At 54.1% G+C, this 26276-nt stretch carries 27 protein-coding genes and 1 tRNA gene; 17 read left to right on the top strand and 11 right to left on the bottom strand.

The window, feature by feature from the left end:
• Positions 1 to 73: 73 nt before the first annotated feature.
• Positions 74 to 733, top strand: a complete 660-nt coding sequence (trhA, locus tag G0034_RS18690) for a PAQR family membrane homeostasis protein TrhA (RefSeq protein ID WP_023331242.1) — start codon at positions 74 to 76, stop codon at positions 731 to 733.
• Positions 734 to 817: 84 nt separating this feature from the next.
• Here the strand turns inward: trhA and ygfZ are convergent, their stop codons facing one another.
• Positions 818 to 1798: a tRNA-modifying protein YgfZ gene (gene ygfZ, locus G0034_RS18685; RefSeq protein WP_014885137.1), complete on the bottom strand. Its 981-nt coding sequence runs from the start codon at positions 1796 to 1798 to the stop codon at positions 818 to 820.
• A 294-nt stretch (positions 1799 to 2092) separates the two neighbouring features.
• On the opposite strand from ygfZ, the gene sdhE reads away from it, so the two are divergent.
• Complete coding sequence (gene sdhE / locus G0034_RS18680) at positions 2093 to 2359, top strand: FAD assembly factor SdhE (RefSeq protein ID WP_010435322.1); 267 nt, start codon at positions 2093 to 2095, stop codon at positions 2357 to 2359.
• A complete protein-coding gene (locus G0034_RS18675; RefSeq protein ID WP_014885136.1) occupies positions 2340 to 2750 on the top strand; it encodes a protein YgfX in 411 nt (136 codons plus the stop codon). The genes sdhE and G0034_RS18675 overlap by 20 nt, the downstream gene beginning before the upstream one ends.
• A 5-nt stretch (positions 2751 to 2755) precedes the next feature.
• On the opposite strand, the gene fldB is transcribed toward G0034_RS18675, so the two are convergent.
• Positions 2756 to 3277 (bottom strand): flavodoxin FldB, encoded by a 522-nt coding sequence (gene fldB / locus G0034_RS18670; protein ID WP_071922917.1) that lies wholly within the window; start codon positions 3275 to 3277, stop codon positions 2756 to 2758.
• Positions 3278 to 3378: 101 nt separating this feature from the next.
• Here fldB and xerD point away from each other — a divergent pair, with 101 nt between their 5' ends.
• The 5 genes from xerD to lysS all read left to right on the top strand — a co-directional run bounded on the left by xerD (position 3379) and on the right by lysS (position 9472).
• The gene (gene xerD / locus G0034_RS18665; RefSeq protein ID WP_014885134.1) at positions 3379 to 4275 is read left to right on the top strand and encodes a site-specific tyrosine recombinase XerD; all 897 of its coding nucleotides are present in this window, start codon (positions 3379 to 3381) and stop codon (positions 4273 to 4275) included.
• A gap of 28 nt (positions 4276 to 4303) precedes the next feature.
• Entirely contained in the window at positions 4304 to 5017 is a 714-nt protein-coding gene (dsbC, locus tag G0034_RS18660) for a bifunctional protein-disulfide isomerase/oxidoreductase DsbC (RefSeq protein ID WP_014885133.1), read from the top strand.
• Positions 5018 to 5022: 5 nt separating this feature from the next.
• Positions 5023 to 6756: a single-stranded-DNA-specific exonuclease RecJ gene (gene recJ / locus G0034_RS18655; RefSeq protein WP_032635612.1), complete on the top strand. Its 1734-nt coding sequence runs from the start codon at positions 5023 to 5025 to the stop codon at positions 6754 to 6756.
• Between the two features lie 90 nt (positions 6757 to 6846).
• Positions 6847 to 7945 (top strand): peptide chain release factor 2 gene (prfB, locus tag G0034_RS18650; RefSeq protein WP_096059326.1). Its coding sequence is split into 2 segments (ribosomal slippage): positions 6847 to 6921 and positions 6923 to 7945, totalling 1098 coding nucleotides; the frame shifts between segments, so codons are not numbered across the junction.
• Between the two features lie 9 nt (positions 7946 to 7954).
• Positions 7955 to 9472, top strand: a complete 1518-nt coding sequence (gene lysS, locus G0034_RS18645; RefSeq protein WP_014885130.1) for a lysine--tRNA ligase — start codon at positions 7955 to 7957, stop codon at positions 9470 to 9472.
• Positions 9473 to 9510: 38 nt separating this feature from the next.
• Here lysS and idi read toward each other — a convergent pair whose 3' ends face one another.
• Positions 9511 to 10053: an isopentenyl-diphosphate Delta-isomerase gene (gene idi / locus G0034_RS18640; protein ID WP_014885129.1), complete on the bottom strand. Its 543-nt coding sequence runs from the start codon at positions 10051 to 10053 to the stop codon at positions 9511 to 9513.
• A 164-nt stretch (positions 10054 to 10217) separates the two neighbouring features.
• Here idi and actS point away from each other — a divergent pair, with 164 nt between their 5' ends.
• Positions 10218 to 10961 carry an amidase activator ActS gene (gene actS / locus G0034_RS18635; protein ID WP_023338764.1) on the top strand — a complete coding sequence of 248 codons (744 nt, stop codon included), beginning with the start codon at positions 10218 to 10220 and terminating at the stop codon, positions 10959 to 10961.
• 80 nt (positions 10962 to 11041) lie between these two features.
• Positions 11042 to 11115: transfer RNA gene (locus G0034_RS18630), tRNA-Gly, on the top strand.
• A gap of 563 nt (positions 11116 to 11678) precedes the next feature.
• Here the strand turns inward: G0034_RS18630 and yecR are convergent.
• The gene (gene yecR / locus G0034_RS18625; RefSeq protein WP_228037291.1) at positions 11679 to 11999 is read right to left on the bottom strand and encodes a YecR family lipoprotein; all 321 of its coding nucleotides are present in this window, start codon (positions 11997 to 11999) and stop codon (positions 11679 to 11681) included.
• 828 nt (positions 12000 to 12827) lie between these two features.
• Here yecR and arsR point away from each other — a divergent pair.
• The 5 genes from arsR to arsC are packed head-to-tail and all read left to right on the top strand — an operon-like array spanning position 12828 to position 17134.
• Complete coding sequence (gene arsR / locus G0034_RS18620; RefSeq protein WP_014885112.1) at positions 12828 to 13178, top strand: As(III)-sensing metalloregulatory transcriptional repressor ArsR; 351 nt, start codon at positions 12828 to 12830, stop codon at positions 13176 to 13178.
• Between the two features lie 49 nt (positions 13179 to 13227).
• Positions 13228 to 13590, top strand: a complete 363-nt coding sequence (gene arsD, locus G0034_RS18615) for an arsenite efflux transporter metallochaperone ArsD (RefSeq protein ID WP_014885111.1) — start codon at positions 13228 to 13230, stop codon at positions 13588 to 13590.
• Positions 13591 to 13607: 17 nt separating this feature from the next.
• Positions 13608 to 15359, top strand: a complete 1752-nt coding sequence (gene arsA, locus G0034_RS18610) for an arsenite efflux transporter ATPase subunit ArsA (RefSeq protein ID WP_179121184.1) — start codon at positions 13608 to 13610, stop codon at positions 15357 to 15359.
• Between the two features lie 47 nt (positions 15360 to 15406).
• Entirely contained in the window at positions 15407 to 16696 is a 1290-nt protein-coding gene (gene arsB / locus G0034_RS18605; RefSeq protein WP_048996807.1) for an arsenite efflux transporter membrane subunit ArsB, read from the top strand.
• A 12-nt stretch (positions 16697 to 16708) separates the two neighbouring features.
• Positions 16709 to 17134, top strand: a complete 426-nt coding sequence (arsC, locus tag G0034_RS18600) for a glutaredoxin-dependent arsenate reductase (protein ID WP_014885108.1) — start codon at positions 16709 to 16711, stop codon at positions 17132 to 17134.
• 75 nt (positions 17135 to 17209) lie between these two features.
• On the opposite strand, the gene G0034_RS18595 is transcribed toward arsC, so the two are convergent.
• The 5 genes from G0034_RS18595 to G0034_RS18575 form a co-directional block, all read right to left on the bottom strand.
• Positions 17210 to 18280: an ABC transporter ATP-binding protein gene (locus tag G0034_RS18595; protein ID WP_045134115.1), complete on the bottom strand. Its 1071-nt coding sequence runs from the start codon at positions 18278 to 18280 to the stop codon at positions 17210 to 17212.
• The gene (locus G0034_RS18590) at positions 18273 to 20042 is read right to left on the bottom strand and encodes an ABC transporter permease (RefSeq protein WP_023331232.1); all 1770 of its coding nucleotides are present in this window, start codon (positions 20040 to 20042) and stop codon (positions 18273 to 18275) included. The genes G0034_RS18595 and G0034_RS18590 overlap by 8 nt, the downstream gene beginning before the upstream one ends.
• An 86-nt stretch (positions 20043 to 20128) precedes the next feature.
• Positions 20129 to 21217, bottom strand: coding sequence for an ABC transporter substrate-binding protein (locus tag G0034_RS18585; RefSeq protein WP_045134116.1), 1089 nt, complete (start codon positions 21215 to 21217; stop codon positions 20129 to 20131).
• A gap of 168 nt (positions 21218 to 21385) precedes the next feature.
• Positions 21386 to 22081 (bottom strand): response regulator, encoded by a 696-nt coding sequence (locus G0034_RS18580; protein WP_179121183.1) that lies wholly within the window; start codon positions 22079 to 22081, stop codon positions 21386 to 21388.
• A complete protein-coding gene (locus tag G0034_RS18575) occupies positions 22065 to 23705 on the bottom strand; it encodes an ATP-binding protein (protein WP_014885103.1) in 1641 nt (546 codons plus the stop codon). Before G0034_RS18575 ends, G0034_RS18580 begins: the two co-directional genes overlap by 17 nt.
• A 177-nt stretch (positions 23706 to 23882) precedes the next feature.
• On the opposite strand from G0034_RS18575, the gene yjdI reads away from it, so the two are divergent.
• The gene (gene yjdI, locus G0034_RS18570; RefSeq protein ID WP_008499689.1) at positions 23883 to 24113 is read left to right on the top strand and encodes a 4Fe-4S mono-cluster protein YjdI; all 231 of its coding nucleotides are present in this window, start codon (positions 23883 to 23885) and stop codon (positions 24111 to 24113) included.
• Between the two features lie 10 nt (positions 24114 to 24123).
• Positions 24124 to 24396: a GNAT family N-acetyltransferase gene (locus G0034_RS18565; protein ID WP_088127257.1), complete on the top strand. Its 273-nt coding sequence runs from the start codon at positions 24124 to 24126 to the stop codon at positions 24394 to 24396.
• A 63-nt stretch (positions 24397 to 24459) separates the two neighbouring features.
• Here G0034_RS18565 and G0034_RS18560 read toward each other — a convergent pair whose 3' ends face one another.
• Entirely contained in the window at positions 24460 to 25689 is a 1230-nt protein-coding gene (locus G0034_RS18560; protein WP_032635639.1) for an amino acid permease, read from the bottom strand.
• Positions 25690 to 25808: 119 nt separating this feature from the next.
• Complete coding sequence (locus G0034_RS18555; RefSeq protein ID WP_023331229.1) at positions 25809 to 26270, bottom strand: multidrug/biocide efflux PACE transporter; 462 nt, start codon at positions 26268 to 26270, stop codon at positions 25809 to 25811.
• Positions 26271 to 26276: the final 6 nt, after the last annotated feature.

The raw sequence follows: 26276 nt of genomic DNA, 5'->3' as shown, positions 1-26276 counted from the left end.
GTGTTCACTGGAATCATTCTCAGTTAGCATAGTCATGCGATGAATAATCATCTTTAGTTTCCCGGAGTTTTGTATGGCGAGCAGACCATTAATCGCACAGGGATATTCACTGGCGGAGGAAGTAGCCAACAGCATCAGCCATGGCATTGGCCTGGTGTTTGGGATAGTCGGTTTAGTGTTATTGCTGGTACAGGCGGTTGATACCAATGCCAGCGCGATGGCGATTACCAGCTATAGCCTGTATGGCGGAAGCATGATCCTGTTATTCCTGGCGTCGACGCTCTATCACGCGATTCCGCATCAACGGGCCAAGATATGGCTCAAGAAATTTGACCACTGTGCTATCTATCTGCTTATTGCAGGAACCTATACGCCTTTTCTGCTGGTGGGGCTCAACTCGCCGCTGTCGCGCGGACTGATGATTGTCATCTGGAGCCTGGCGCTGCTGGGGATCCTCTTCAAGCTAACCATTGCGCACCGGTTTAAAGTATTGTCACTGGTAACCTATCTGACCATGGGTTGGCTGTCGCTGATTGTGGTGTATCAACTGGCGATTAAGCTGGCGGTTGGCGGGGTTACGTTGCTGGCAGTAGGAGGCGTAGTGTACTCGCTGGGCGTCATTTTCTACGTCTGCAAGCGCATTCCATACAATCATGCCATCTGGCATGGTTTTGTACTGGGCGGCAGCGTGTGCCATTTTTTGGCAATTTATTTGTATGTGGGGCAGGTGTAGTTTGTTGTCGGGTGGCGGCTTCGCCTTACCCGACCTACGGGATCGGTAGGCCCGGTAAGCGCAGCGCCACCGGGCGATACAGCATCACTCTTCCAGCGAATACGGTAACGGCTCAATACTCAACGTATTCGCATCATCACGCACGCGGAACACGCTGTCGGCTTCCATGTCGTTGTTCATGACGGCCTGGACTAAAAGACGACCATCATCCAGCTGTACGGCGGCTAACACGGTGCCGGTACGGCGCCAGTTATCGCCCATTTTCAGCTCTAAATCTTCACCCGCTTCCGGTACGCGGCTGGCATGACCTGCCAGTGTCCACAGCGCACGTTTATTTGCCCCACGGAATTTTGCACGCGCCACCATCTCCTGGCCGGTGTAACAGCCTTTTTTAAAGCTGATGCCGCCCAGCGCCTGCAGGTTAGTGGCCTGTGGAATAAACTGCGCGCTGTTGGCGGCGTCAATGATCGGCAGACCGGCTTCAATATTCAGCGCCAGCCACTGCTGGCTGTTGTTGAGCTGCGCTTCGCCGCGCAGTGCTTCGGTGACGCGTTCGGCGGTTGCGGCATCCGTGACAAGCAGGAAGCGCTCCGCCGGATGTTCAAACCACAGGATGGAGGTGGCCCCCTCGCTGACGACCTGTTTTTCTGCATCCGGCAGCTCAGCAAACAGATTTTTCAGCGCGGCACGTGCCTGGAAGCCCGCCACGCCCAGCAGAACATGTTCGTCGTCCGGGACGATAGTGACTTTGGAAAAGACTGCATACTTTTTCAGCTCTTTGAGCTGCGCATCTCGCAGGCTGCGGCGTTCAATAAAGGCAAAACCGTCCTGACGGCGGAAAAGACGCAGATTGCTCCACATTTTGCCTTTGGGGTCACAATGCGCCGCCAGCAGGTGCTGGTGTTCGGTCATCTGGCTGACGTCGGCGGTGACCTGGCCCTGGAGGTATTTTTCGGCGTCGGCGCCGGCGAGCGTCGCCAGCGCCCAGTCATCAAGAGAAATAAGCGTCAGCGGCAGACGCGCAGAGGCGGCGGGCTGGCGAGGAGAAAATGGTGTAAATGCCATAACGATATCCTGAATTGCTTAACGCTTTGATAATGCCTAATGGTAAAAGAGCCTGCTGGCAATGCAAGCGCTTTCAGCAGACCATTTGTGCCATAAACCGGTTATGCGTAGCGCTACGCAAAATAGTGTAATCCGCTGTCTTTGTAGGGTTTATTCTGGAAGCCTGCTCGTTGATCGCAATATTCCAGTAATGAAACGGTCAAAAACACGTTACACTAGCTGGTGTCCCCGTAGAGAAATAAAGAACACTGAACGGGGGCCCGACTGTGCCAAACGTAATGCAGGAAACTGAACATGGATATTAACAACAAGGCCCGTATTCACTGGGCATGCCGTCGCGGCATGCGTGAACTTGATATTTCCATCATGCCTTTCTTCGAATATGAGTATGACAGCTTAAGCGATGATGATAAGCGGCTGTTTGTTCGCCTGCTTGAGTCTGACGATCCGGATTTATTCAACTGGCTGATGAACCACGGCAAACCCGCCGACACCGAGTTGCAACGGATGGTGCAATTAATTCAAACACGGAATCGGGAACGTGGTCCTGTGGCAATCTGATCTTCGCGTCTCGTGGCGCTCGCAGTGGATGTCGTTAATGCTCCACGGCCTGGTTGCGGCCATCGTGTTACTCATGCCATGGCCCCTGAGCTATACGCCGCTGTGGCTGCTGTTACTTTCGTTTGTCGTTTTTGACAGCGTACGCAGCCAGCGTCGCATTAATGCTCGTCAGGGTGAGATCAAGTTACTGATGGATTCCCGCCTGCGCTGGCAGGGAAAAGAGTGGGATATTCTGGGCATGCCATGGATGCTCAACTCCGGCATGATGTTACGGTTACGCAATGTGGACGGCGGGCGTTGCCAGCACCTGTGGCTGGCGGCTGACAGTATGGATGCCTCAGAATGGCGAGATCTGCGCCGGATGTTGTTGCAACAGCCGACGCAGGAGTAACCCACTTAGCTAAATTTTTCTGCCATTTCGCCAAGTATCTGTTCGCACCAGGCCTGCAGGCGCTCGTCGCTGAGATCGTACTGATTGGTTTCATCCAGCGCGAGTCCGACAAACAGCTGGCCGTTGGCAATGATCGGTTTTTGACTGGTGAACTCGTATCCTTCGGTTGGCCAGTAGCCGATAAACGTCGCCCCTTTCGGTACCAGTTTGTCATGCAGCATGCCAAGTGCATCAAGAAACCATTCGCCGTAGCCCAACTGATCGCCCATGCCGTACATCGCAATGATTTTGCCGTCGAGATTGACTGAATCGAGCTGATCCCAGATGGCTTCCCAGTCTTCCTGTATCTCACCAAAATCCCAGGTTGGGATGCCGAGGATCAGTACATCGTACTGTTCCATCAGCGCGACCGCGTCATCTTTCAGGTTATGCAACGTCACCAGTTCGGGGCCAATGATGTCGCGAATTTTCTCTGCCGCCATTTCGGTGTAGCAGGTGCTGGAACCATAGAAAAGACCAATATTCATCGCGTAACTATCTCAATTCATGCTTTGACTTTGTGCGTAGTGTACCAGAAACCAGTCGCAATCAGGCATAATGGCCTGACTGCAGAATCAAAGGGGCCGATGTGGAAAAGGATCTCGCACTCGTTGAACAGTTTCTCGATGCGCTGTGGCTGGAAAAAAATCTGGCCGAGAACACGCTCAGTGCCTATCGGCGCGATCTCACCATGCTGGTGGAGTGGCTGGCGCGTCGCGAATTATCGTTGGCGAGTGCGCAAAGCGACGACCTTCAGGCGCTGCTCGCGGAACGGGTTGAAGGGGGCTATAAGGCCACCAGTTCTGCACGCTTGCTCAGCGCGATGCGTCGGCTGTTCCAGCATCTCTACCGTGAGAAGATTCGGGAAGACGATCCGAGTGCGCTGCTGGCGTCCCCTAAGCTCCCGCAGCGGCTGCCGAAAGATCTCAGCGAAGCACAAGTTGAGAGATTATTACAGTCACCTGCTGTTGACCTGCCGCTGGAGTTACGCGATAAAGCCATGCTTGAGCTATTGTATGCTACCGGTTTGCGTGTCTCTGAACTGGTTGGCCTGACGATGAGCGACATCAGCCTGCGTCAGGGCGTGGTGCGCGTCATCGGTAAAGGAAATAAGGAAAGGCTGGTGCCGCTGGGAGAAGAAGCGGTTTACTGGCTGGAAACGTATCTTGAGCATGGCCGTCCATGGTTGCTCAATGGCGTGTCTATCGACGTCTTGTTTCCGAGCCAGCGCGCACAGCAGATGACACGACAAACGTTCTGGCATCGCATCAAGCATTACGCCACACTGGCGGGTATCGACAGTGAAAAGCTTTCGCCGCACGTATTGCGTCACGCTTTCGCGACGCATCTGTTAAACCACGGCGCAGATTTACGCGTGGTGCAGATGCTACTGGGACACAGCGATCTTTCTACGACGCAAATTTACACCCATGTCGCGACGGAACGCCTGCGGCAGCTACACCAACAGCACCACCCTCGTGCGTGAGTGCCGACAAATTGTAACGGGATCAACTATGAAAAAGTCTTTCGCGCTGTTCACTCTGCTGGCAGCCTCTTTTACCGGGTTCGCCCATGCGGATGACGCCGCTATTAAACAGTCACTGGCTAAACTGGGCGTTACCAGCAGCGACATCCAGTCTGCACCGGTTGCCGGGATGAAAACGGTACTGACTAACAGCGGCGTGCTGTATGTCACCGAAGACGGCAAACATATTATTCAGGGGCCAATGTATGACGTGAGCGGCGCGCAGCCGGTCAATGTCACCAACCAGCTGCTGATGAAAAACCTGAATGCGCTCGAAAAAGAGATGATCGTCTATAAAGCGGCGCAGGAAAAACATGTGATTACCGTCTTCACCGACATCACCTGTGGCTACTGCCACAAGCTCCATGAGCAGATGAAAGACTATAACGCGCTGGGCATTACCGTGCGTTACCTGGCCTTCCCGCGTGCAGGCGTGCAGAGCCAGCCAGAGCAAGACATGAAAGCGATTTGGTGTGCGAAAGATCGCAACAAAGCGTTTGACGATGCGATGAGCGGTAAAGAGGTTAAGCCTGCGTCCTGCGATATCGATATTGCTAACCACTACGCGCTGGGCGTGCAGTTTGGCGTAAGCGGTACGCCAGCGATTGTCCTGAGCAATGGCTATGTTGTGCCGGGTTACCAGGGACCAAAAGAGATGAAAGAGTTCCTCGACGCGCACCAGAAACAGTTTGGTGGTAAATAATCCGCGTGAAAGCCCCGATAAAATTGCGCCGCCGCGAGGCGGTTGAACCGGTTGATTTGCCAGACGATCTCCCACCCCTGCTGAAGCGTCTCTACGCCAGCCGCGGCGTGCGCAGTGCTGAGGATCTTGAACGCAGCGTCAAAGGGATGCTGCCCTGGCAGCAGCTCAACGGCATCGAAAAAGCCATCGAAATGCTCTACAACGCGCTCCGTGAGGGAACGCGTATTGTGGTGGTAGGGGATTTCGATGCAGATGGCGCAACCAGCACGGCCTTGAGCGTATTGAGTCTGCGCGCGCTGGGCTGCGATAACGTCACTTACCTTGTGCCGAACCGCTTTGAAGACGGTTACGGCCTCAGCCCGGAAGTGGTCGATCAGGCTCACGCCCGCGGGGCACAGATGATCATGACCGTTGATAACGGGATCTCTTCCCATGCAGGTGTCGATCATGCGCACGCGCTGGGGATCCCGGTGTTGGTCACCGATCACCACTTGCCGGGTGAAACATTGCCGGACGCTGAAGCGATCATCAATCCCAACCTGCGCGACTGCGATTTCCCGTCAAAATCTCTCGCCGGTGTGGGGGTAGCGTTTTATCTGATGCTGGCGCTGCGGACCCTGCTTCGTGATAAGGGCTGGTTCGAATCACGCGGTATCGCCATACCAAACCTGGCCGAATATCTCGACCTGGTGGCGCTGGGTACCGTCGCGGATGTCGTGCCGCTCGATACCAATAACCGTATTTTGACCTGGCAGGGCTTAAGCCGCATTCGCGCGGGCAAGTGCCGTCCGGGGATTAAGGCGCTGCTGGAAATTGCCAACCGCGATCCGCTCAAGCTGGCAGCAAGTGATCTGGGTTTTGCCCTCGGGCCGCGTCTGAACGCTGCCGGAAGGCTGGACGATATGTCCGTCGGTGTGGCGCTGCTGCTGTGCGATAACATCGGCGAAGCGCGCGTCCTGGCCAATGAGCTCGACGCGTTGAACCAGACCCGTAAAGAGATAGAGCAGGGAATGCAGGCCGAAGCGCTGACCCTTTGCGAAAAACTCGAACGCAGCGGTGAAACGCTGCCGGGCGGGCTGGCGATGTATCATCCTGAGTGGCATCAGGGTGTGGTTGGCATTCTGGCCTCGCGCATTAAAGAGCGCTTCCACCGCCCGGTGATCGCGTTTGCCCCGGCTGGTGACGGCACGCTGAAAGGCTCTGGCCGTTCGATTCAGGGTCTTCACATGCGTGATGCACTGGAGCGTCTGGATACGCTGTACCCGGGCCTGATGATCAAATTTGGCGGCCATGCGATGGCGGCGGGTCTGTCGCTGGAAGAGGCGAAATTTGACGAATTTCAGCGGCTATTTGGTGAACTGGTCACCGACTGGATTGACCCTGCCTTGTTGCAGGGAGAAGTGGTGTCCGACGGCGAGCTCTCACCGCATGAGATGACAATGGACGTGGCGCAGATGCTGCGCGATGCCGGTCCGTGGGGACAGATGTTCCCTGAACCGCTGTTCGACGGCCGTTTCCGCCTGCTTCAGCAACGTATCGTCGGCGAGCGTCATCTGAAAGTCATGGTTGAGCCCGTTGGCGGCGGACCGCTGCTGGACGGCATCGCCTTCAACGTCGATACGGCCATCTGGCCGGACAACGGCGTGCGCGAGGTCGAACTGGCATACAAACTGGATATCAACGAGTTTCGCGGAAACCGCACCCTTCAGATCATCATCGACAATATCTGGCCAATTTAGCGGCAGTAATCTCTATAAAAAAGGGCGTGGATTCGGTACAATCCCGCTCTTATCACCGCATTTTGACAAGTCCATAAAAGAAAACAGACCATGTTTGAAATTAATCCGGTAAAAAACCGTATTCAGGACCTCACGGAGCGCTCTGACGTTCTTAGGGGGTATCTTTGACTACGATGCCAAGAAAGAGCGTCTTGAAGAAGTAAACGCCGAGCTGGAACAGCCGGACGTCTGGAACGAACCTGAACGCGCACAGGCGTTGGGTAAAGAGCGTTCCTCTCTCGAAGCTATCGTAGATACGCTGGATCAAATGGCTCAGGGGCTGGAAGATGTTTCCGGTTTGCTCGAGCTGGCCGTCGAAGCCGACGACGAAGAAACCTTTAACGAAGCCGTGGCAGAACTCGACGTGCTGGAAGAGAAGCTGGCGCAGCTGGAATTCCGTCGTATGTTCTCCGGCGAATACGACAGCGCTGACTGTTACCTCGATATTCAGGCAGGTTCTGGCGGTACCGAAGCGCAGGACTGGGCCAGCATGCTGACGCGTATGTACCTGCGTTGGGCAGAAGCGCGCGGCTTCAAAACAGAAATCATCGAAGAGTCTGAAGGTGAAGTGGCCGGTATTAAATCCGTCACCATCAAGATCATTGGCGACTACGCCTACGGCTGGCTGCGTACCGAGACCGGCGTTCACCGTCTGGTGCGTAAGAGCCCGTTCGACTCCGGTGGCCGTCGCCATACCTCCTTCAGCTCGGCGTTTGTTTACCCGGAAGTTGACGAAGATATTGATATCGAAATTAACCCGGCGGACCTGCGTATTGACGTTTATCGCGCCTCCGGTGCGGGTGGTCAGCACGTTAACCGTACGGAATCGGCGGTGCGTATTACCCACATTCCAACCGGGCTGGTAACACAATGCCAGAACGACCGTTCCCAGCATAAGAACAAAGACCAGGCCATGAAGCAGATGAAAGCGAAGCTTTATGAGCTGGAGATGCAGAAGAAAAATGCTGAGAAACAGGCGATGGAAGATAACAAGTCCGACATCGGTTGGGGCAGCCAGATCCGTTCTTACGTCCTTGATGACTCCCGCATCAAAGACCTGCGTACCGGGGTTGAAACCCGTAACACGCAGGCGGTGCTGGACGGCAGCCTGGACCAATTTATCGAAGCAAGTTTGAAAGCAGGGTTATGAGGAACCAACATGTCTGAACAACAAGCACAGGGCGCTGACGCGGTAGTCGATCTTAACAACGAACTGAAAACCCGCCGCGAGAAGCTGGCAGCGCTGCGTGAGCAGGGCGTGCCGTTCCCGAACGATTTTCGTCGTGACCACACCTCAGACCAACTGCACGCTGACTTCGACGGTAAAGAGAACGAAGAGCTGGAAGCGCTGAACATCGAAGTGGCCGTTGCTGGCCGTATGATGACCCGTCGTATTATGGGTAAAGCCTCCTTCGTGACTTTGCAGGACGTGGGTGGCCGTATTCAGCTGTATGTTTCCCGTGACGATCTGCCGGAAGGCATCTACAACGAGCAGTTCAAGAAGTGGGATCTGGGCGATATCCTTGGCGCGAAAGGTAAACTGTTCAAAACCAAAACCGGTGAACTGTCTATCCACTGTACCGAGCTGCGTCTGCTGACCAAAGCGCTGCGTCCGCTGCCGGACAAATTCCACGGCCTGCAGGATCAGGAAGCGCGCTATCGTCAGCGTTATCTGGATCTCATCTCTAACGATGAATCCCGCAAGACCTTCAAAATTCGCTCCCAGATCATGGCCGGTATTCGCCAGTTCATGGTGAACCGCGACTTTATGGAAGTGGAAACCCCGATGATGCAGGTGATTCCAGGCGGTGCGTCTGCCCGTCCATTCATCACCCATCATAACGCCCTGGACCTGGACATGTACCTGCGTATCGCGCCGGAACTGTACCTGAAGCGTCTGGTGGTAGGTGGCTTTGATCGCGTATTCGAGATCAACCGTAACTTCCGTAACGAAGGTATCTCCGTTCGTCATAACCCAGAGTTCACCATGATGGAACTCTATATGGCGTATGCAGATTATAAAGATCTGATCGAGCTGACCGAATCCCTGTTCCGTACCCTGGCGCAGGACATTCTGGGCACCACCCAGGTCCCTTACGGTGAAGAAGTGTTCGACTTCGGCAAGCCGTTCGAAAAACTGACCATGCGCGAAGCAATCAAGAAATACCGTCCTGAAACCAACATGGCGGATCTGGATAACTTCGACTCTGCGAAAGCGATCGCGGAAAGCATCGGTATCAAGGTAGAGAAGAGCTGGGGTCTGGGCCGTATCGTGACCGAGATCTTCGAAGAAGTGGCCGAAGCGCACCTGATTCAGCCGACCTTCATCACCGAATACCCTGCTGAAGTGTCTCCGCTGGCGCGTCGTAATGACGAGAACCCGGAAATCACTGACCGTTTCGAATTCTTCATCGGCGGCCGTGAAATCGGCAACGGCTTTAGCGAGCTGAACGATGCGGAAGATCAGGCGCAGCGCTTCCAGGATCAGGTTGATGCGAAAGCAGCGGGCGATGACGAAGCGATGTTCTTCGACGAAGACTACGTGACCGCGCTGGAGCACGGCCTGCCACCAACGGCGGGTCTGGGTATTGGTATCGACCGTATGGTCATGCTGTTCACCAACAGCCACACCATCCGTGACGTGATCCTGTTCCCGGCGATGCGTCCGGTGAAATAAGGCGTTAAGATGTAAAAAAAGCCCCGAAAGGGGCTTTTTTATTGCGCGGCAAACGCTCTCAAAGCGTCTCGTGCGACCGTTGCTTCCAGCACCATCCACGGGCTGAAACCCCAGGGCGCGGCGTTTAGGGCGTGGAACAACGATTCCAGCTTAACCCATTCAAATTCCATCACTTCTTCGTGATTAATACGCAGTTCGCTGGTAATGCGTGCCGCGAATACCGGGCAAATCTCATTTTCCACAATCCCGGAAGGATCGGTTTCGCGGTAGCGAAACTCGGCGGCCACGGGGGTAATCGCCGTGATTTCAGCGCCAACCTCATAGCGGCAGCGGCGGATAATCGCCTCTTCCGTCTTTTCACCGGTTTGAGGGTGCCCGCAGACGGAATTCGTCCAGACACCCGGCCAGGCTTTTTTGCTTAGCGCGCGTCGGGTGACCAGACACTCCCCTTCGGCGTTAAACAGCCAGGAGGAGAAGGCCAGATGCAGAGGGGTTTGGGTGGTGTGTGCGGCGTACTTTTCCTGAGTGCCAATCACCATTCCCTGGTCGTTTACCAAAATAACGTGTTCTTGAATACTCATTCGTGCTCCAGTGCCAACGATGCGGATGGTTCTGCACCATCAGCAGAGCAGTATTATACGGCATTCTTATACGAACGGTTTGACCCACAGAGCGGAAAAGGGCTGACCCATTTCTGCCAGGGCTGGTATCATAGGGCGCCATTCACGCTGACCGAGGATCTGTTTTGTTTGCAGGAAGCCTGACGAGAAACCCCATCATCGCCATTTTTTGCCTGACGCTGACATTATTACTGGCCGGCTGTTCGGGGAGTAAATCTTCGGATATGGGCAGCTATTCCGGTTCGGTCTACACCGTTAAGCGCGGTGACACGCTGTATCGGATTTCGCGCGCGACGGGGACCAGCGTGAAGGATCTGGCGCGTCTGAATAACATCTCTCCACCGTATACCATCGAAGTGGGGCAGAAGCTGAAGATTAACGGCAGTTCGACCTCGGGTAAAAAATCCTCTGCAAAAGGCAAAACCGCTAAAGTGACGCCATCCTATGCGGTGCCGCAGTCCTCCTGGCCACCGGTCGGTCAACGCTGCTGGATTTGGCCAGCCAGCGGTAAAGTGGTGCTGCCGTACTCCCTGTCTGAAGGGGGGAACAAAGGCATTGATATCGCCGCTGCACGCGGTACGCCGGTTTATGCCTCAGGCGCAGGTAAGGTGGTTTATGTCGGTAACCAGCTACGCGGCTACGGCAACCTGATCATGATTAAGCATGGCGAAGACTACATCACGGCCTATGCGCACAACGACACGATGCTGGTCAATAACGGGCAAAACGTCAAAGCAGGGCAGAAGATTGCCACCATGGGCAGCACGGGAACGGATTCGGTGAAGCTGCACTTCCAGATTCGTTATAAGGCGACGGCCATCGATCCGCAGCGTTATCTTCCGGCACCCGGCAGCAAACCGAAGTGCTAAGTGATTATTTTATCGCCACTTAGTGGTGAAGAGGCTTGTATGAAGAGGCGTAAGGTCTATAATGCCTTACGCACCTCAAAGCGGGCGTAGTTCAATGGTAGAACGAGAGCTTCCCAAGCTCTATACGAGGGTTCGATTCCCTTCGCCCGCTCCAGAATTTCCCCATACTGAACCGTTCGAAAATATCCTGTTCTTTCAGCATGTTATGCAGTAGTGCTTACTATCATGCTTAGGCGTTCTACCATAGTTCACTACTTTGAGACTTGTCATGAATGGTTACTCGGTGAAATGAGAGTGAAGCCAGTCGTCGGCGGTGGTTTCAAGTTCTTACCTCGATAGCCCAACAATGAACGCAAAGCCTATACCAGGCAGCGACGGATCGCACTTTCTCATAAACTTTTAACCGTTCCACACATAGCGCGGTGTCCCGTTACGGCCTGTCGTGATGATACGCCACGGATAAACGAGCGAATGTTGGGAAGCCTAACCAGACCGGGAAAGGGTCAGGCTCTGCCGTGGTGTTCACCGAGCCATAAATATTCGGTACTCGATAAGAAAACGGTTAATTGACAAACTGCTGATACGCCTACGGCGCTTTATGTTGGACGGCGCTAAACGACTGCTATTGTTTAAAATCAGAGAATGAAAGTTTAGGATATAATGTAACCAATGAAAAAGGCCAGATTTACTGGCCTTGAGCATATACATGATTGGTTTTTACTTCTTGATTTCACCGATACACTGGAATTCAGTTTCAACATGCCAACCCATGCACCCGCTGGAAGAGGGTTGATTACAGGTTTGAGTTGTACCCCCGAAAGGTTCAGTCCCAGAGTAACCCCATGCTTTACATCGTTGTTCCGCTGCTGCGATTGCCTGATTCTTATCGAGCACAGGCTTTTCAAACAAACCATAATCAAAGCCCATCCTCACAGTACCATCAGCTTTTGAACCTCCCATCGGCACCATTTGTTTTTGGGTGGCACAACCAGACAAAACCAATGTAGAAACCAATAACACCAATATATTATTACGCATAGTTGATCCTATGAAATTATTTTTATATATGTTTGAATGATATTTTTATATTGAATTGTTTGTGTGCTATTTGTGTTTTCTTATTATGACTTTTCTCCGTGCGTCTTATTTTTCTCTTTAAGGAAAATTAATCCCTGTAATATCATGATTGGTAACGCGGGTAATCTGTTGTGGTCATTGTCCAGGCTGTGGCTTTACGGGAGTTGGTCATCGTCTTTCACGTAGCTAAGGATGGTTTTCATACTGTCGTGTTTGGTTCTACGCAGTAGCAGTGTCACTAAAACCAACCACAGGATTATTAACACAACACCGCTACCGATTAGCCATTTCATTAGGTAGGCTGACCTCCGGTGTTTTGTGATGCCTGGGCGTAAATGCTGGAGAGTATAAATACGATCAGAGAATGCTGTTGTTCGTCTTCAAAGATAAAGCTATGACGTTCAAGTCCTTCTAATACTTCCTCAAGCGACAATCTGATCATTTATCTTCCCCGTTGCAGCCTCGCATCCATGCTCGACAGAAGATCCAGCCGATGACGAGCCATAGCACTGACAGCGCCACTATTTCTAAAAAGATTTTCATTTTGTTTTGGTGAGTGATTATTATCCTGGTAACGTTTCTGGGCGGTATTATTACTGGTGAGATCGGATGGGGCAAGTAACTAATTTTAATCGGGTATTAGTGATTCTAATAATTTCCTCCCCCTTATAAGACGTAAAGCATCCGTCGTGATTCAAACCCATTATTAAAAACATATGTGTTTTTCCGAATGTGTATTGAGTTTTCGTTCATGCCGGGTATCCTGTTGGTAAATACTCAGGAGGTTTGATGTCACTAACATCCTTACAACTCTTCAAATACCTCTCCGATGAAACCCGTCTGGGCATCGTACTGCTGCTCAGAGAGATGGGAGAGTTGTGCGTATGCGATCTCTGCACGGCACTGGATCAGTCGCAGCCCAAGATCTCCCGTCATCTGGCAATGCTACGGGAAAGTGGGCTATTGCAGGATCGTAAGCAGGGCAAGTGGGTTCACTATCGTCTTTCCCCGCATATTCCGTCATGGGCTGCTCAGGTGATTGAGCAAGCCTGGTTAAGCCAGCAGGACGACGTACAGGCCATCGCCCGTAAGCTGGCAACGGCAAATTGCTCTGGTAGCGGTAAGGCTATTTGTCTCTAAAAAAAATTTGCCTGAACATATATGATTTTTCAAATGTGAGGTGTTCAGAATGAAAACGTTAACGGTGTTTGACCCGGCATTGTGCTGCAGTACCGGCGTATGTGGTTCAGATGTCGATCAGGTTCTGGTTGATTTTTCTGCGGATGTGCAGTGGTTGAAAGGACGCGGCGTACAGGTGGAACGTTACAACCTGGCGCAGCAGCCCATGAGCTTCGTTCAGAACGAAAAAGCGAAAGCCTTCCTTGAAGCCTCGGGAGCAGAAGGGCTTCCGCTGCTGTTGCTGGACGGTGAAACGGTAATGGCCGGGCGATATCCAAAACGCGCTGAGCTGGCTCGCTGGTTTGGGATCCCGCTGGAAAAAGTGGGCCTGGCGCCCACCGGCTGCTGTGGTGGGAAGACTTCCTGTTGCTAAGTATGTCGGGAGGACATATGAAATTCTTACAGAATATCCCGCCTTACCTGTTTTTTACCGGAAAGGGCGGTGTGGGCAAAACCTCCATTTCCTGCGCGACGGCTATCCGCCTGGCGGGACGGGGTAAGCGGGTATTGCTGGTGAGTACCGATCCCGCTTCCAATGTCGGCCAGGTCTTTGATCAAACTATCGGTAACACGATCCACTCTGTTAATGCCGTTCCCGGGCTTTCCGCTCTGGAGATTGACCCACAGGAAGCTGCCCAGCAGTATCGCGCCAGAATCGTTGATCCTGTTAAGGGGCTTTTGCCTGATGACGTCGTTAACAGCATCAGCGAGCAGCTTTCCGGCGCCTGTACGACTGAGATTGCGGCGTTCGATGAGTTCACCGGTTTATTGACAGACGCTTCCCTGCTGACCCGCTTCGATCACATCATTTTTGATACAGCGCCGACGGGCCACACGATCCGCCTGCTCCAGCTTCCCGGTGCATGGAGTAGCTTCATTGAAAGTAACCCGGACGGTGCTTCCTGTCTCGGCCCGATGGCCGGGCTGGAAAAACAGCGTGAGCAGTACGCACACGCGGTAGAGGCGTTATCCGACCCTGCGCGTACCCGTCTGGTTCTGGTTGCACGACTGCAGAAATCCACTTTGCAGGAAGTCGCCCGCACCCATGAAGAACTGGCTGCGATTGGCCTGAAAAACCAGTATCTGGTGATTAATGGCATTTTGCCTGCAGCCGAAGCGGAACATGACGCACTGGCTGCTGCGATATGGCAACGGGAGCAAGAGGCCCTGGCAAATCTTCCTGCCGGTTTATCCGGGCTGCCGACAGATACCTTATTACTGCAACCCGTCAACATGGTTGGCGTGTCGGCATTAAAGGGCCTGCTGGACAGCCGTTCTGAGGCATTACCGCTCCCTGCAACGAACGCCCTGGATACGCCTGAAAACGCATCGCTCTCTGGCCTGGTCGAGGATATCGCCCGTAACGAACACGGCCTGATTATGCTGATGGGCAAAGGTGGCGTGGGTAAAACCACGATGGCGGCTGCCGTCGCCGTCAGGCTGGCAGACATGGGGTTTGATGTCCATCTCACCACCTCCGATCCCGCCGCACATCTCAGCACAACGCTAAATGGCAGCCTGAATAACCTGCAGGTCAGCCGGATCAACCCACACGAGGAAACCGAACGCTATCGCCGGCATGTCCTTGAGACGAAGGGAAAAGATCTGGACGAAGCAGGGAAACGGCTACTGGAAGAAGATTTACGTTCCCCCTGTACTGAAGAGATCGCCGTCTTCCAGGCATTTTCTCGCGTGATCCGCGAAGCAGGTAAGCGGTTTGTGGTGATGGATACGGCTCCCACGGGGCATACGCTGTTGCTGCTGGATGCAACCGGGGCTTATCACCGCGAAATTGCCAAAAAAATGGGCGACAAAGGCCATTTTACTACCCCGATGATGCAGCTTCAGGACCCGGAGCGAACCAAAGTGCTGCTGGTTACGCTTCCGGAAACCACTCCAGTGCTGGAGGCAGCGAATTTGCAGGCCGATCTTGAACGCGCGGGGATTCATCCGTGGGGCTGGATTATCAATAACAGCCTTTCTATTGCGGATACGCATTCTCCATTGCTTTGCCAGCGCGCCCGGCAGGAATTGCCGCAGATTGAGGCGGTTAAGCATCAGCATGCTGACCGTATAGCGCTTGTTCCGCTACTGGCGTCAGAGCCTGCCGGTATCGAAAAGCTCAGAGCGTTGATGCGCTAATTTATTGGTTAATACAGGGCGGCAGACCCGCCCTGTCAGGAGGTTTTATGTTACTGGCAGGCGCTATTTTTGTCCTGACCCTTGTTTTGGTTATCTGGCAGCCGAAGGGGGTGGGAATTGGCTGGAGCGCGACGCTGGGCGCAGCCCTGGCTTTAATTTCAGGCGTTGTGCATTTAGGCGATATTCCGGTGGTGTGGAATATCGTCTGGAACGCGACGGCAACGTTTATTGCCGTCATTATTATTAGCCTGCTGCTTGATGAATCCGGCTTTTTCGAATGGGCAGCGCTGCATGTATCGCGTTGGGGAAACGGTCGGGGCCGTTTGCTCTTTACCTATATCGTTCTGCTCGGCGCAGCGGTGGCTGCACTGTTTGCCAACGACGGTGCTGCTCTTATTCTGACACCGATCGTGATTGCCATGCTGCTGGCATTAGGGTTCAGCAAAGGCACCACGCTGGCATTCGTGATGGCCGCCGGGTTTATTGCCGATACCGCCAGCCTGCCGCTTATCGTGTCGAACCTGGTGAATATTGTTTCGGCAGACTTCTTCGGTCTGAGGTTCACCGAATACGCGTCGGTGATGGTTCCGGTCGATATTGCAGCCATTGTCGCCACGCTGGTGATGCTGCATCTGTTCTTTCGCAAAGATATCCCGCCGACTTACGAGCTGTCTCTTCTTAAGACACCGGCAAAAGCGATTAAAGATCCGGCGACGTTTCGTACCGGCTGGGTCGTTTTAATTCTGTTGCTGGTAGGTTTTTTCGTCCTTGAGCCGCTCGGTATTCCGGTGAGCGCGATTGCGGCGGTGGGGGCCGTCATCCTGTTTGCTGTGGCGAAACGCGGCCATGCCATTAACACGGGCAAAGTGCTGCGTGGCGCACCCTGGCAGATCGTCATCTTCTCGCTGGGGATGTACCTGGTGGTCTACGGTCTGCGCAACGCCGGGCTTACCGAATACCTTTCAGGTGTGCTGAACGTGCTGGCGGATAAAGGACTCTGGGCCGCGACGCTGGGTACCGGCTTCCTGACGGCATTCCTGTCCTCCATCATGAATAACATGCCGACCGTGCTGGTTGGTGCGCTCTCTATTGATGGCAGCACCGCAACCGGTGTTATCAAAGAGGCGATGATCTACGCCAACGTGATTGGCTGCGACCTGGGGCCAAAAATCACCCCTATTGGGAGCCTGGCAACGCTGCTCTGGCTGCATGTCCTTTCACAGAAGAACATGACGATTACCTGGGGCTACTATTTCCGCACCGGGATCGTTATGACTCTGCCTGTGCTATTTGTAACGCTGGCCGCGCTGGCGCTACGTCTCTCTTTCACTTTGTAATGAGATACTGTTATGAGCAACATCACTATTTATCACAACCCGGCCTGCGGTACGTCCCGTAATACGCTGGAGATGATCCGCAACAGCGGAAATGAGCCGACCGTCATTCATTACCTGGAGAATCCGCCGTCTCGCGATGAACTGGTCAAACTCATTGCAGATATGGGGATCACGGTACGGGCACTGCTGCGTAAAAATGTCGAGCCTTATGAAGAACTGGGGCTGGCGGAAGATAAGTTTACGGACGATCGGTTAATCGACTTTATGCTGCAGCATCCGATCCTGATTAACCGGCCTATTGTCGTGACGCCGCTGGGAACCAAACTGTGCCGTCCTTCAGAAGTGGTTCTGGATATTCTTCCTGATGCGCAGAAAGCGGCTTTCGCGAAGGAAGACGGCGAGAAGGTCGTTGATGAAACAGGTAAACGATTGAAATAAGTATGGAGGAGCGCATTCGCGCTTTGAATGTCGGCCTGCCATCCCGTTTAGCCACTGAATGGCAGGCCGATTTCTCTAGTTTTTCGGGAATATCCAGACATGCTTCTCTGGCAGCGATAGATGACAATGCTGCGGGTCGCGAAGCTCATTCCCGTAAGCGCGGATCACATAATCATCCCCCGCCGTGCGGAACAGGTACTCCCAGCGGTCGCCAAGATACATGCTGGTGAGGAGCGGCAGCGCAAGCTGATTTTCCCCCGGCCCCTCGACCACCGCCACGCGCTCGACGCGGATCACCGCCGTAGCCTCATTACCGCTCTGCACCCCTTCACCCGCCTGGCCCCAGAGCACCCAGTCTTTTCCTTCAATGCGTGCTTTGCCGTCGCGTACTTCGGTGATTTTGCCATGCAGGCGGTTATTACTGCCCATAAACTCGGCCGTAAACAGCGTTTTCGGCGAACCGTACATCTCCTGCGGTGTACCCTGTTGCTCAATTTTACCGTTGTTGAGCAGCAGGATGCGGTCGGAAATCGACATCGCTTCGTTCTGGTCGTGCGTTACCATCAGCGCAGATAACCCGAGCTTAATGATCAGCTCGCGCAGAAATACGCGGGCCTCTTCGCGCAGTTTGGCATCGAGGTTGGACAGCGGCTCGTCCAGCAAAATCACCGGCGGGTTATAGACCAGCGCCCGGCCAATCGCCACGCGCTGCTGCTGCCCGCCGGAGAGCTGGTGCGGGTGACGTTTACCAAGATGGCCGAGACCCAGCTGGTCCAGTACATCCTGTACGCGCTGCTGGATCTCTTTAGCCGGGACTTTACGCAACTTGAGCGGATAGGCCACGTTTTCAAACACGGTTTTGTGCGGCCACAAGGCGTAGGACTGGAACACCAGCCCCAGGTTACGCTCCTCCGCCGGTACCTCGCTGCGCGGCGTACCGTCATAAACTTTATTTTGACCAATAACAATCGACCCCTGAGTCGGTTTTTCCAGACCCGCGACGGCGCGCAGCAGGGTGGTTTTGCCGCTTCCGGAAGGGCCCAGCAGGGAGACCACTTCGCCGCGTTTCAGGTTCATGGAGACCCCTTTTAAAACAGGATTGTCGCCGTAGGTTAAGTGCAGATCGTCAACCGCTAATTCAATCATGTAATTTCACTCCGAAACGAAGGGCAATGCCCAGACCTACCACGACCAGCAGGATATTAATGAAAGAGAGCGCCGCCACGATATCAATTGCACCCGCGGCCCACAGGGAAACCAGCATCGAGCCGATGGTTTCCGTGCCGGGGGAGAGCAGGTACACACCGGTTGAATATTCGCGCTCAAAGATCAGGAACATCAGCAGCCATGAGCCGATAAGCCCGTAGCGGGAGAGCGGAATGGTGACATGGCGGGTGATCTGGCCGCGCGTCGCGCCGGTGCTGCGTGCCGCCTCTTCAAGCTCCGGCCCCACCTGCAACAGCGTGGAAGAGATGAGCCTCAGCCCGTAAGCCATCCACACCACGGTATAAGCCAGCCAGACGCTGAAAATGGTGCTGCGCAGCGAGCGCAGCCAGACGATGACGTTTTCGCGCATCCAGTCGGTCCAGACGAATCCGGAAAGCCAGCCGGATTTCAGGGCGTTATCCAGCCACATCGGCAGGAACAGAAACACCCACAAAAAGGCCAGACCCGCCAGCAATCCCGGCACGGCGCGCGGCACCAGCACGCTGTAATCCAGGAACCGCGTGGTGTTGTCCGGTTTACGGTGCATGGCAATACCAACAAACAGGTAGCACGCGACGGCCAGTGCGCCGCCAATCACGCCAATCGACATCGAGTTGACGATGGCGCGCAGCAGGTTAGGCTGCGCCCAGATGGTGCGAAAGGTACTCAGCGAAAGCTCATCCCACAGTGAAACGCCCACCCCCCAGTTGGAGATGAACGCGCGCAGCACCACGCCAAGCAGGGGAACACCGATGGTGACAGTCAGCCAGAAGGCGACCACCGCCCCGGCCACCCAGCGCCATTTACCCAGTGGTAACGCGCGAGCCTGAGAGGCTTTCCCTTTCATGGTGACAAAGCGGTTGGCGGTGCGCATCAGGCGACGCTGGAGCATGACCAGCGGGATAGTGATGCAAATCAGCACCACGGCGACCGCCGCCATCAGATGATATGAAGGCGTTCCGAGCTTGTTCGTCAGCTGGTACAGATAGGTCGCCAGCACCATGTTGCCTTCCGGATCGCCAAGTACCAGCATCAGACCAAACACTTCCAGCCCGAGGAAGAACAGCAGCACGATGGCGTACAGGATGGATGGCCGCACCATCGGCAGGCTGACGGAGGTCATCACCTGCAGCGGAGAGGCGCCCGCGGTGCGCGCGGCTTCTTCCACATCGGAGCCCACGCTACGCAGCGCGGAGGAAATATAGAGATAGGCATGCGGAACATGCGTCAGGCCGGCAATGACCACGATGCTCGACATGTCATAGATGTTCCACGGCACAAAGCCGATCAGCGCCTGTGCCCACAGGGACAGAAAGCCCACCGGACCGGCAGCCACCACATAGCCAAAACCCAGCACCATCGGTGAAACGAAAATCGGGACCAGGATCAGCGGTTCGATCAGGCGTCGGCCTGGCAGATCGGTACGCACCATCAGAAACGCCAGCACGCCACCCAGCGGAATGGCAATGATGACCAGCCCGAACGCGAGAAGAAAGCCGCTTCTCAGGGCCTTGTAGAAATCAGGGTCGGTGAAGATAAAACCAAATGATTCAAGGCTCCACTCTTTTGCCGGGGAAAAGAACGGAGCGGACAGGAAGCTCTGTATCACGATAAACGACAGTGGCGTATAGATAACCAGGGCGGTTATCAACACGACAATACCGCGCGGCAGGCTTTGCCACTTTCTGCGTAATGTATTCATGGGGTATCCCTGGTGTTGCAGCCCAGAAAAATGAACTCAGTCAGATGAACAGACGCGCGACGGCGCACGCCGCCGCGCCAGGACGCTTATTTGGCGGCGGCTGCACGCCACTCTTTGATGTACTCCAGGCGTTTCTTCGGCTGCAGATACTCCAGCAGCGATTCATCAACCGGGATCGGCTTCAGCGCATTGCCGAGGATTTTGGTCAGGCCGTCGATATCGTTTTTGCCTTCGATATCGTTACGAATGGATGGAATGTCCGCCTGATTTGCCAGGATGCTTTGGCCTTTTTCAGACAGCACATAGTCCAGCCACAGTTTTGCCGCATTGCTGTTTTGCGCCTGCTGGCTGATGAACGACACGCGCGACAGCACCAGGGTGTAATCTTTTGGATAGGCTATGCCGAGCGACGGGTCGTTCTTCGCACGCGCTTCAGCGTAAGAACCAAGGATATTGAAGCCGATCAGGTTTTCACCGGAGGAGACCCTCTCCATCATGGTGCCGGTAGACGACTGCACCGCTAAGCCACCTTTGGCAACGTCGGCCAGGGTTTTAAAGTAATTTGGATCGGCCTTGTGATCCTGCACTGAGAGCATAAAACCAAGACCCGATTTCTCAATGTCATAGGTGGTGACTTTACTCTTGAATTTATCCGTCTGGCTGGCAATCAGCTTCGCCAGCGCGGCGTGTGAATCCGGCACGTCACCGGCCGGGATCAGGCGTTTGTTGTAGATAAAGACCACCGGCTCATAGGTGGTGCCGTACGCCTTATCTTTCCAGACCGCCCATTTCGGCAGCTGGCTCTGCTCCGGCGATTTGTACTCCATAGCGTAGTCAGCGGCGAGCTTCAGTCCGGTGTCCATGGACGAGCTCCAGACCACATCACCGCTCCCGCCACCGGAGGCCTGTTCGCTGATAAAACGGTTGTACAGTTCCGTGCTGTTCATGTCGTTATATTCAACTTTGATGCCTGGATACGTTTTTTCGAAGCCTTCGATCAGCGGCCCGGCGGCTTTGGTGTCGGTGGTGGAGTAGATGACAACTTTGCCCTCTTTCGTGGCGGCATCGACAACCTTTTGATACTCAGCCGGATAGCCCTGCGGCAGGGCAGACAGCGCAGAAGCGGAGAACAGGACGGTAGCGGTAATCAGAGAAATTCGGAATGTGTTCGACATTATAGTTAACCTTTTAGTTACATTTGAGGAACTAATTGTCAACATAGCCTATCAGCCTCCACCCACAATAGGGGGAAGCGGGCGATGATTCCGAAGTGTGATTGTCACCGTCGTTTCAGCAATTAACACCATAGAATCCGCGAACGTTTGCTGGCTAATGTTCGCGGATTACGTTTTATCGGGGGCTTTACGGTATAGCCTTCGCGGATGACCGATATTGCCGTACAGCATTTCGACGCTGATTAACCCACTCTCCACGCAGTATTCAAGATAGCGACGCCCCGTGGTTTTGCTGACCCCGACGTTTTCCACGACCTCCTCCACCGACATTGCGCTGTCGGGACGATCGGCGAACAGCCGTTTGATCCGTTCCAGGGTCTGAGGCTCAATGCCCTTCGTCGACGGCGTGTGCGGGGATTCCGCAGCAGGCAGGTTAAACAGGCGATCCAGCGCATGCTGGTCAACGACTTTTACCTGCTGCACGGTGTGGATGAAGCGCATAAAACGCTCCAGCGAGGCGTGCAGGCGCTGGAAAAAGACCGGTTTAATCAGGTAATCAAACGCGCCGCTGCGCATGGCATGGCTGCAGGTCTGCATATCGCTGGCGGCGGTGATGAAAATCACCGAGCACTCATAGCTTTTCAACAGGGGAGTGTCGATTAACTCCACGCCTTTGCCGTCCGGAAGATAGTTATCCAGCAGAATAAGCCGCGGCTGATGCTGGCGAATCAGGCTGCATGCCTGCTCAATCGACGCGGCGATGCCCACCACGTGCAGATGAAAGTTCTGCTCAATATACTCGCGATGCAGCTCCGCCAGGTGCGGCTCATCCTCAACGATAACAATATCAAGTGCTTGGGTCATGCTTTAGCCCATTCGGAATAAATACAGAGAAAATCGTGCCCTGCGGCGTATTGTCGGCAATCTCAATGCTGCCGCCCGCTTTGTTGATATAGCCTGCCACCAGAAACAGGCCGATACCGTGCTCGGTACCCACAATGTCGTTTTCACTGTCCGGCTTGCTGCTGAATCCCTGTCGAAAGATATGCGGCTTCAGCGCATCATCCACCCCGCAGCCCCGGTCGGCCACCTCAATCAGCAGCTCCTGGTTGCGATCGGAAATATAGAGTTCTACCGGCGCGGGGACCGGTGCGGTGAGGGTCGCATCCACGGCGTTATCCAGCAAATTACCAATAATGGACATCAGCTCCGTTTCACTGAGGCGGGACGGCATGCGGGTGAGCTGGCATGCGGGATCAAACTGTAGCTCAACCCCTTTTTCACGTGCGCTGACATATTTCCCGAGCAGCAGCCCGCATAAGGCCGGAGAGGCAAAATGGGCTGACACGAAGTCCAGCACGCGCTGTGCTCCTTCCGACTGCACCTGGATATAGCGGATCGCTTCGTCATAGTGTTTCATCTGCAACAACCCCACCAGCGTCGCGGTCCAGTTCAGCTGTTCGTGGCGCATAATGCGCAGGTTGTCGGCATAGCGTTTGATCTGGCTGAGCTGGCTGCTGAGGGTATTAATGTCGTTTTTGTCGCGAAAGCTGTATACCCAGCCGCTTTCAACGCCGGGCTCGACCTCAATCGCCACGCGGTTGACGATGACCTCGCGCTGGTTAAGTACCGCAATCTGGTCGTGGCGGCCGCTGCTCACCGAGGCGTAGCGCTGTGTTAAAAACCCCGGCGAGGTTTGCAGAACCTCGTCCAGCGGCTTGCCGATAAGATCTTTTTCACTCCGATGAATATCCAGCATTTCTCGTGCCGCGCGGTTAATTAAAATCAGCTGCTTCTCTTCATTGACGGCAAATACCCCTTCATACATGGCTTCTAACAGCGCCCTTTGCTGCAAAACCAGCTGGGCAATATCTTTCGGCTCAAGTCTGAACATCTGTTTTTTAAGGTTGCGGGTAAACAGCCAGGAGAAAATAAACAGCAGCAGCAGAAGGGCAATCCCGTATAAACCGGCCTGCCAGAGAATGCGGGCGTTAATGTTGGCAATATACGAAGTTAGATAGCCGACCGAGACAATGCCAATCACCTGATGCTGTGCATTGAAGATGGGCGCTTTGCTGCGCAGCGAAACCCCAATCCCGCCCTGACGCACGGAAATAATGGTTTTGCCCTTGAGTACTTCGGCATTATCACCGCCGATCATCGGTAAATTAATGCGCTCCGGGGATTCCGAATGATAAAGATGCTGCTCGTGGGTATCGCCAATCACAATATAGCTGGCGTCACTTTCGGCACGCAGCGGCTGAATTAACCGGGCGATGCCGGGGATATCTCTGGCCGCCACCTTTTCCGCCAGACCCGGCATCAGCGCAATCTCACTGGCCTGAACCCGGGCGCGCTGGCCGAGATCGTGATGGAGCTGCCGGTCAATAAAATGAAACAGGATCGTACCCAGCAGCACTAACAGCAGGCAGGAGAAGCACACCAGCGCTAAAAACAGCTTTACCTGAAAAGAGAGTCTGCGTTTCATTCAACCCGCGCTAGCCTTGGAAAAGGGGATATTTATGGAGCCTGACATGTGCAAATAGTGGACGCAATCCGGTAAGAAAAGAGTTGTGAGCTGGCTTTTCGTTTTCAGCGTGATAGCCATCGGGATCCCGTAAGGCTATGCTTCATTCAGCACGAGAATAATTACAGAGGCAATGTCATGGATAAAGAACTACTGGATGCGGGTTACCGGGCCTATACCGGCGAGAAAATTGACGTGTACTTCAACACCGGGATCTGCAAACACTCAGGTAACTGCGTGCGTGGGAGCGCAAAGCTGTTTAATCTGAAACGTAAACCGTGGATTATTCCTGATGAAGTGGACGTCGAAACGGTTGTACGCGTAATTGATACCTGCCCGAGCGGTGCGCTGAAGTATCGCCAAAAATAAGCGAGGAACCATGGATATTCTGGAAGGCCATAACAAGTTTTACGTGAATGATGCAGACGGAAATCAGGTGGCGGAGATTGTCTTCGTGCCGACCGGCGAGCACCTGAGCATTATTGAGCATACTGATGTCGATCCGAGCCTGAAAGGGCAGGGCGTTGGCAAACAGCTGGTGGCGAAAGTGGTCGAGAAGATGCGCGGTGAGAACCGTAAAATTATTCCGCTGTGTCCGTTTGCGAAACATGAGTTTGATAATACGCGGGATTATGACGATATCCGGGCGTGATTCTCTGTAGGAATGTAGGCCGGGTAAGCGCAGCGCTACCCGGCACAATGTATGGCAGGAACATTAGCCAACAAACATCACCGACACGCACAGCACGCCGACGATCAGCGTCAGCAGGCTGCCAGGGGAGCGGTAAGGCTTCAGCGAAGGGATCAAGTACGTCGACAGCGTCGGCATGATAAACAAAATCATGGCGATAAGCGGGCCGCTGATGGCGTAAATCATCGAAATCGCGTTCGGGTTTATGCAGCAGACCGCGAAGGTAATTAACGACACACCCATAATGGAAATCGCGCGGTTAAAGGCGCGGCTCTTTTTCACACCCACCTGATTGAGCGACGACTTCACGATCTCCGTCGCCCCTTCAATGACCCCAAAATAGGTGCCGAGGAACGATTTCGACATCGCAACAATCGCCACGATTATCCCGGAAATGCCGAGCCATGCGGGAGAAGAGGGCATCATCGACAGTGCTGACAGGATGGTTACCCCTTGCTCTTTGGCGGCCACAATGTAGGACGGCGGAATCGAGAGCAGGCAGCTGAAGACAAAGAACAGCACGCTCAGGCAGATAATCAGGTACGCCACCTTCATGATCTTCTTGCATTTATCCATGGCGGCGTCAGCAAACTTCTCGCGACGATCCACGGCAAATGTCGAGATAATCGGGGTATGGCTGAAGGCAAACACCATCACCGGAATGGAAATCCATACCTGATGCAGCGTATGGCGATCAACGGCCATCTGGCTGGTAAGTAGCGAGGGTTGCCAGCTCCCGGTCAGGTAGATCGAGACAAACAGGAAGTAGGCAATCAGCGGGAATACCAGGAAGCCCATCACCTTTATCGTGATATGCCGTCCCATCAGGAAGATCAGATTCAGCACCAGCACCACACCTAAACTGACCAGCACGCGCACGGCGGTATCCACCGTCAGGTGCTTTGCCAGTTGCTCGGTTAACGAGTTGGTGATGGCCACCGCGTAAATCTGCACCACAACAAAGAAGGCGATGAAATAGAGTGTGGTGATCAGATTGCCAATCTTCTTGCCGTAATAGTGCGAGACGGCGCCGGTGATCCCTTCATTGCCTTTTGTTTTTGAAGAGAGAATAAATTGCGCCAGCGCGCGATGCGGCCAGTAGGTTAACGGGTAGGCCACAAGGGCGGTAATAAACAGAACAATAGCGCCTGCAGAGCCCAGCTGAATGGGCAAGAACAGCGTTCCTGCGCCCACGGCCGTGCCATAGAGAGCGAAACTCCAGAGAGTCTCATCTTTTGACCAAATTTTCGACATTAGAGCAACGTTTCAACTATCAAACCATCAGAATGGCGTGCAATTTACCATAGTTATGCTCGTAGAGCGCAGTTGCTTCGTTGGCGTTTGGCCGGAACAGGCGTCCGGCCAGAGAGCATTTAGCCTGCCAGGGCGCGTCGTTGCTGGCGACGCTTAAGGAATTTCTCACGCAGGTTATCGTATGCCCAGTTATAGAACATGGTGTAGGGCAGGAAGAACAGGAAGAAACCTATTTCCAGTGTGAATGCCTGAAGCAAGGTGACGCCCAGCACGGCAGCGACAATCGACACGCCAATCACAATAAACCCACATTCGAACCCCAGGGCGTGCAGCGCACGCACTTTTGCCGTGCGTGTTACCCGCTGGACTGGCCAGAAACGGTCGAAACCGAAGTTATAAATAATGTTCCAGAGCATGGCGGTAGTGGCCAGAATAACGGTCAATCCCCCCATTTCCACTACGGAGCGCTGCATGAGCCACGCGGCCGTAGGGGCGAGGATCGCCGTGGCAATCCCTTCGAAACAGACAGCATGGAAGATCCGCTCCGGCAGTTTACGGTGGAGTGCATCCTGATGTTGCATAGTGTA

The organism is Enterobacter sp. T2 (assembly GCF_010692925.1).
Taxonomy (GTDB): domain Bacteria; phylum Pseudomonadota; class Gammaproteobacteria; order Enterobacterales; family Enterobacteriaceae; genus Enterobacter; species Enterobacter kobei.
This window is presented reverse-complemented; position numbering and strand designations above follow the sequence as displayed.

Coding starts and splice junctions, on each gene's coding strand:
- trhA (WP_023331242.1), top strand. CDS start 74: ATGGCGAGCAGACCATTAATCGCACAGGGATATTCACTGGCGGAGGAA.
- ygfZ (WP_014885137.1), bottom strand. CDS start 1,798: ATGGCATTTACACCATTTTCTCCTCGCCAGCCCGCCGCCTCTGCGCGT.
- sdhE (WP_010435322.1), top strand. CDS start 2,093: ATGGATATTAACAACAAGGCCCGTATTCACTGGGCATGCCGTCGCGGC.
- fldB (WP_071922917.1), bottom strand. CDS start 3,277: ATGAATATTGGTCTTTTCTATGGTTCCAGCACCTGCTACACCGAAATG.
- dsbC (WP_014885133.1), top strand. CDS start 4,304: ATGAAAAAGTCTTTCGCGCTGTTCACTCTGCTGGCAGCCTCTTTTACC.
- lysS (WP_014885130.1), top strand. CDS start 7,955: ATGTCTGAACAACAAGCACAGGGCGCTGACGCGGTAGTCGATCTTAAC.
- idi (WP_014885129.1), bottom strand. CDS start 10,053: ATGAGTATTCAAGAACACGTTATTTTGGTAAACGACCAGGGAATGGTG.
- yecR (WP_228037291.1), bottom strand. CDS start 11,999: ATGCGTAATAATATATTGGTGTTATTGGTTTCTACATTGGTTTTGTCT.
- arsR (WP_014885112.1), top strand. CDS start 12,828: ATGTCACTAACATCCTTACAACTCTTCAAATACCTCTCCGATGAAACC.
- arsD (WP_014885111.1), top strand. CDS start 13,228: ATGAAAACGTTAACGGTGTTTGACCCGGCATTGTGCTGCAGTACCGGC.
- arsA (WP_179121184.1), top strand. CDS start 13,608: ATGAAATTCTTACAGAATATCCCGCCTTACCTGTTTTTTACCGGAAAG.
- arsB (WP_048996807.1), top strand. CDS start 15,407: ATGTTACTGGCAGGCGCTATTTTTGTCCTGACCCTTGTTTTGGTTATC.
- arsC (WP_014885108.1), top strand. CDS start 16,709: ATGAGCAACATCACTATTTATCACAACCCGGCCTGCGGTACGTCCCGT.
- G0034_RS18595 (WP_045134115.1), bottom strand. CDS start 18,280: ATGATTGAATTAGCGGTTGACGATCTGCACTTAACCTACGGCGACAAT.
- G0034_RS18590 (WP_023331232.1), bottom strand. CDS start 20,042: ATGAATACATTACGCAGAAAGTGGCAAAGCCTGCCGCGCGGTATTGTC.
- G0034_RS18585 (WP_045134116.1), bottom strand. CDS start 21,217: ATGTCGAACACATTCCGAATTTCTCTGATTACCGCTACCGTCCTGTTC.
- G0034_RS18580 (WP_179121183.1), bottom strand. CDS start 22,081: ATGACCCAAGCACTTGATATTGTTATCGTTGAGGATGAGCCGCACCTG.
- G0034_RS18575 (WP_014885103.1), bottom strand. CDS start 23,705: ATGAAACGCAGACTCTCTTTTCAGGTAAAGCTGTTTTTAGCGCTGGTG.
- yjdI (WP_008499689.1), top strand. CDS start 23,883: ATGGATAAAGAACTACTGGATGCGGGTTACCGGGCCTATACCGGCGAG.
- G0034_RS18565 (WP_088127257.1), top strand. CDS start 24,124: ATGGATATTCTGGAAGGCCATAACAAGTTTTACGTGAATGATGCAGAC.
- G0034_RS18560 (WP_032635639.1), bottom strand. CDS start 25,689: ATGTCGAAAATTTGGTCAAAAGATGAGACTCTCTGGAGTTTCGCTCTC.
- G0034_RS18555 (WP_023331229.1), bottom strand. CDS start 26,270: ATGCAACATCAGGATGCACTCCACCGTAAACTGCCGGAGCGGATCTTC.